At 38.5% G+C, this 5,289-nt stretch carries 5 protein-coding genes; 3 read left to right on the forward strand and 2 right to left on the reverse strand.

Going from position 1 to position 5,289, the window contains the following annotated elements; translation table 11 throughout:
- Positions 1-27: 27 nt before the first annotated feature.
- Positions 28-1,305 carry an ankyrin repeat domain-containing protein gene (locus IQ247_RS31250; RefSeq protein WP_193926015.1) on the reverse strand — a complete coding sequence of 426 codons (1,278 nt, stop codon included), beginning with the start codon at positions 1,303-1,305 and terminating at the stop codon, positions 28-30.
- A gap of 225 nt (positions 1,306-1,530) precedes the next feature.
- Here IQ247_RS31250 and IQ247_RS31255 point away from each other — a divergent pair, with 225 nt between their 5' ends.
- Positions 1,531-2,001 (forward strand): DUF4079 domain-containing protein, encoded by a 471-nt coding sequence (locus tag IQ247_RS31255; RefSeq protein ID WP_193926017.1) that lies wholly within the window; start codon positions 1,531-1,533, stop codon positions 1,999-2,001.
- A 190-nt stretch (positions 2,002-2,191) separates the two neighbouring features.
- Positions 2,192-3,484: an RNA-guided endonuclease InsQ/TnpB family protein gene (locus IQ247_RS31260; RefSeq protein WP_193926019.1), complete on the forward strand. Its 1,293-nt coding sequence runs from the start codon at positions 2,192-2,194 to the stop codon at positions 3,482-3,484.
- 172 nt (positions 3,485-3,656) lie between these two features.
- On the opposite strand, the gene IQ247_RS31265 is transcribed toward IQ247_RS31260, so the two are convergent.
- Positions 3,657-4,310, reverse strand: a complete 654-nt coding sequence (locus IQ247_RS31265) for a DUF1997 domain-containing protein (protein WP_193926021.1) — start codon at positions 4,308-4,310, stop codon at positions 3,657-3,659.
- Between the two features lie 178 nt (positions 4,311-4,488).
- On the opposite strand from IQ247_RS31265, the gene IQ247_RS31270 reads away from it, so the two are divergent.
- Entirely contained in the window at positions 4,489-5,148 is a 660-nt protein-coding gene (locus tag IQ247_RS31270) for an SDR family oxidoreductase (protein ID WP_193926022.1), read from the forward strand.
- Positions 5,149-5,289: the final 141 nt, after the last annotated feature.

Consider the following 5,289-nt stretch of genomic DNA (forward strand, 5'->3'; position numbering starts at 1 on the left):
CCCCATCCCCCCATCACCCCATCACCCTCACTCCGCTCCAGCAGCGTGCAAAATTTTGACAATACTTGGATAACCATTAAACTCTGCGAGCATCAATGCAGTGTAACCACCTCGATTTTTCAAATTGATATCCGCACCAGCTTCTAATAACACTTCCACTATTTTTAGATAACCCAAGGATGTAGCCCACATTAATGCTGTAGCGCTGTTTCCATCTTGAATATTCATATCGGCACCATAGGCTATTAATTCTTGAGTTATGGTTTTAAAATTGCGTTTTGTAGCTTCGATTAATAGGGTTTTTTTATCTTGTAATTGAATGTTAGGATTCGCACCATTCTTTAACAATATTTTTACCGTTTCGGCATTTCCTTGTAATGTTGCCAGAGTTAACGGTGTTTCCTCCAAGTTTGTCGCTTCTACGTCGGCTCCTTGCTTGATCAATGCTTTGACAATAGAACTATATCCCTGCAAAGCTGCGACAAGTAAAGGTGTATCGCCTAATTTATTTCTTTTATTCACATCCGCACCACCCTTGAGAAGCACTTCTACAATTTCGGTGAAGCCTTCAACAACAGCAATATGTAAAGGTGTTTCTGCATCTTGATCTTGGATGTTGACATCAGCATTGTGATTTACTAAAGTCGTGACTATGGAAGTATATCCTGCTGCTACAGCAATGGATAATGCAGTTTCTCCATAGTTATTTTGTGCATTAACATCAATATTCGCAGTTAATAGCGCTTCAATTACTCCTAAATATCCTTTTTCAGCAGCTAACATTAATAAAGTTTCGCCGTCTTTATCCCGGATATTTACATCAGCTTGTGCTTTAATTAGACTTTCTACTACAGCAGAATGTCCTTGTTTGACAGCTAATTTTAAAGCTGTATCATTGTCTTTATCTTTAAGATTGATATTAGCACCAGCATCTACTAAAGCTTGGACTATAGAGCTATAACCTCTGAGAGCAGCTATCATCAAAGCAGTACTACCGTCTTCATTCACGGCATTTATATCAGCACTTTTTGATATTAATAGACGTACAATGTCGAGTTTATTTGTAGCGCAAGCCAACATTAAAGCCGTTAAACCATAACTTTTTCGTTGATAATTAATATTTGCACCCGAATCTATAAGTATTCTGACGATTTCCGTATAGCCAGAATTTGCTGCAAACATCAACGCTGTAGTGCCATCTTTATCGCTGAAATTAGGTGAAGCACCCGCACTTAAAAAATTTTGCACCCTTTTAATATCCCCGCTTCTAGCTGCTTCTAGTAGCGAAGCATTGTTTTTGCTCATTGTTAATTGTTAGGGGTTAGTTGTTAGTTGTTGATTGTTAGTTGTTAGGCATTAGGGGTTAAGAATTACGAGTTAGGGGTTAGGACAACGGTAGTTATTTATTAACCAATGCTCGATTCCCCATTTCTCATATAGCATTAATTCTTATTTTCTCATTTCCTACTCCCCATTCCCTCGACGCGCTATGCTAATTTTTATGAAGATTTCAGTATTGGGGAGAACACAATGAATTTGGAACTTTCGCCAGAAGTTAAATATTGGATGCAATTTTTCCATCCGGTTTTAATGTGGGCGCTGTTATTATGTAGTCTTTATGCAGCTTATTTAGGTTTACAGGTACAGCGTACCAGAAATGCTCAAGGTGAAGAGAAAAAAGAGCTAATTAAAGGCAAATACAACATCAAGCACTTTCAAATTGGCTCTGTATTGTTAGCGCTGATGGTATCGGGTTGTATTGGTGGGATGGCTGTTACCTATATTAATAATGGTAAATTATTTGTCGGTCCTCATCTCTTAGCTGGGTTGGGAATGACAGCTTTGATTGGTTTTTCCGCTTCTTTATCTCCCTTTATGCAAAAAGGAGCAAATTGGGCGCGCATAAGCCATATTATGTTGAATTTCACAATCTTAGGACTTTTTACCTGGCAAGCTATTACCGGCGTACAAATTGTCCAGAAGATTCTTAGCAAAGCATAGATCATCTGTGAAGTATGAAGGTTATTAATTTCATCCTTCATACTTCATCAAAAACCTCACGGGAGTTTGGAAACCCCTGGTTTGAAACCAGGGGAGGAAAAACGACACGGTGGGATTAATCCCACCGTATCTCTTTGTTGACTAGATGATAATTTCGCTGTAAACTAGAGTCTATAGCGAGAGTTGTTTTATGTACCTGACGCAAAAGAACCAAATCAGAGAACTGAATAAATCTGAGTTTGTTGCTCTGCGCGAGTTGTGCCGATTGAGTAAAAACCTCTACAACGTAGGTTTGTATACAGTGCGGCAATACTTTTTTCAGGAACGCAAACACTTACGTTACGAGTCTGCCTATCATCTGTGCAAAACGTCGGAGAACTATAAATTTCTCAATACAGATATTGCACAGCAAACATTGAAAGTAGTAGACAGAACATTTAAAAGCTTCTACGGATTGATTAGCGCAGTAAAGAATGGAAGTTATCAACAGAAAGTGAAGCTTCCTAATTACCTGCCTATCAACGGATATTTTTTGCTGATAATTCCTAGAATCGTTGTTAAGGATGGAAAATTTAGGGTTCCAATGTCCAATGCTTTTAGAAAGCAATTTGGAGAAGTTTGGATTCCATTTCCAAAAAGACTTAACATCAATCAAATCAAGGAGGTTAGGATTCACCCAAAATATAACGCTAGGTATTTTGAGGTTGAATTTATCAGTGAAGTAGAGCCAGAACCCATAGAAGTTAAGACCGATAGTGCTATTAGTATTGATTTGGGAGTAGATAATCTCGCTGCTTGTGTTGACACTAACGGGGCATCCTTTCTTGTGGATGGTAAACCAATTAAATCTGTTAACCAATGGTTCAACAAGCGTAACGCCAAACTGCAATCTATTAAAGATAAGCAGAATATTAAAGGCATCACTAATCAACAAGTGAAGCTGACGGCAAAACGCAATAATCAAGTCAGAGATTACCTGAACAAAACAGCACGATTTATCGTGAACCACTGCATCACCAACAGTATTGCTAACTTGATTGTTGGGTATAATCCCGGCATCAAACAAGAAATCAATATTGGCCGAAGCAATAACCAAAACTTTGTCCAAATACCTTTTCACAGCTTGCGTTCTAAATTGAAAGCGATGTGTGAAAGATACGGGTTGAATTACATTGAACAGGAAGAATCTTACACCAGTAGGGCAAGTGCAATTGATGGTGATAAGATACCTATTTATAATGCCGACAATCCCAAAAAATATCACTTTTCAGGGTTACGAATTAAACGTGGATTGTATAGAACAAAGGAAGGACATTTGGTTAATAGTGATTTGAATGGTTCACTCAATATCGGTAGAAAAAGTAAGCACGATGGTTTTGCCGGAGTGTCTAGGGCTGCATTGACCCAGCCTAGAAGGATTAATCTTCTTAAATTGGAGAAGTGGAGAGCGACGGCTTTAGCCTCGCTCGGAACAACTTCTTAGAATCCCCTCGGCTAAAGCCGAGGGGAGTGTCAAACTTTATCTTTATCTTTTGTTTCTTATGCTTTTTTTGACTTATCTGAAAAAGGTATACAAGCGGGTAAAGCGATAAAGGAATTTTATCTCAAGTCCGGAGATTAGTTATTATTCCCTATTCCCTATTACCTATTATTTATTACCTACCTAAAGATTGATGAAAATTATCCTGAACTTTGCGTGTTAAACGACGAGATACCTGACGAACGATTTGATTGAGTAGGCGATCGCCAGTAGTTTGAATTAAGGATTTGGGTAAGCGGTTGATAAATTTGGGAAATTGGACGTAAACGGTTAAATACAGTTCCCATTCAACTTTGGTGATTGGATTGGATTGTGGGAGAGTATCTTGGTTTTCGCTTTCGACTAGCTGTAGGGATGCGCGATAATCGACATCGTAACCAGGAGGTTGATAGTCGGGAATGGGAATGGTGCGAATACGATAAACACCTTGTTGGGGGGGTAAAAGTTCTAAACCAATTTTTGGCTCTACTTCATAACCTAAAGCCCCAAAACGACCGATTGTTAATTCATAACCATTTTCTCCCAAAGGCTGCACTTTCATCGGTTGAGCGCAACTTGAAAACCATTGATTGTGATTGTTTAAATATTCAGCAACGATTGGGGCTGGTGCGGATAATTCCATACAGTCGCTGAAAGTACCGTAAAATTTAGTTTGTTGGTCTAAATCTAACTCTAAAGGAAATTCTTGAGTATCTGATAGACTTGATGTCACAGATATAATTGTGTCCCTTGTTTCATAAGATTTACACTCTCGATTAGTTGAGACCATAAGTGCATTCCTGTATACTTTTAAGTTTATTTAAAATAATATTTCCCATCCTAGATGAGATGTTTCGCACTACCAATACAAATTCATCGAAACATTAACAATCTGACATAAAGTTCACCTAATCTCTACAATAGAGAACGAAGAATAATGATATATGTTTCCCAATCGGGGGTTTATAATGAAAGCTTTTGTAGCAGGGGCAACAGGTGAGACGGGAAGACGCATTGTCCAGGAGTTGATAGCGCGTAATATTCCGGTTCGTGCATTAGTCAGAGATATAGAAAAAGCTAGAAGTATTTTGCCTGCTGATGTGGATTTAGTAGAAGGTGATGTGTTAAAACCCGAAACTTTTTCCACTGCTTTAGAAGATAGCACAGTATTGTTATGTGCGACTGGTGCGACACCAAGTTTTGACCCCACCGGACCTTATAAAGTAGATTATGAAGGTACAAAAAACTTAGTGGATGCTGCCAAATTAAAAGGAATAGAACATTTTGTGTTTGTTTCTTCTTTATGTACTTCCAAGCTATTTCATCCGCTAAATTTATTTTGGTTGATTTTGGTTTGGAAGAAACAAGCAGAGGAATACCTCCAGAAAAGCGGTTTAACTTATACTATAGTGCGTCCGGGTGGATTGAAAAACGAGGATAACAGCAATCCCATCGTCATGCAAGGTGCAGATACAATGTTTGATGGTAGTATTCCTCGTCAAAAGGTAGCCCAAGTTTGTGTAGAATCACTATTTGAACCGGCTTCCCGCAATAAAATCGTAGAAATTGTTTCTAAAGAAGATGCCGCTGCTAAAAGCTTTGAAGAGTTATTTATCGCAGTCGCGTAAAATAAGTTAGGAGTGAGGAGTTAGGAGTTAGGAGTGAGGAGTTAGGAGTTAGGAGTTAGGAGTTAGGAGTGAGGAGTTAGGAGTGAGGAGTTAGGAGTGAGGAGTTAGTTGATAGTTGATAGTTGATGGTTGACATTTAAC

The organism is Plectonema cf. radiosum LEGE 06105 (assembly GCF_015207665.1).
Lineage (GTDB): Bacteria > Cyanobacteriota > Cyanobacteriia > Cyanobacteriales > Nostocaceae > Rivularia > Rivularia radiosa_A.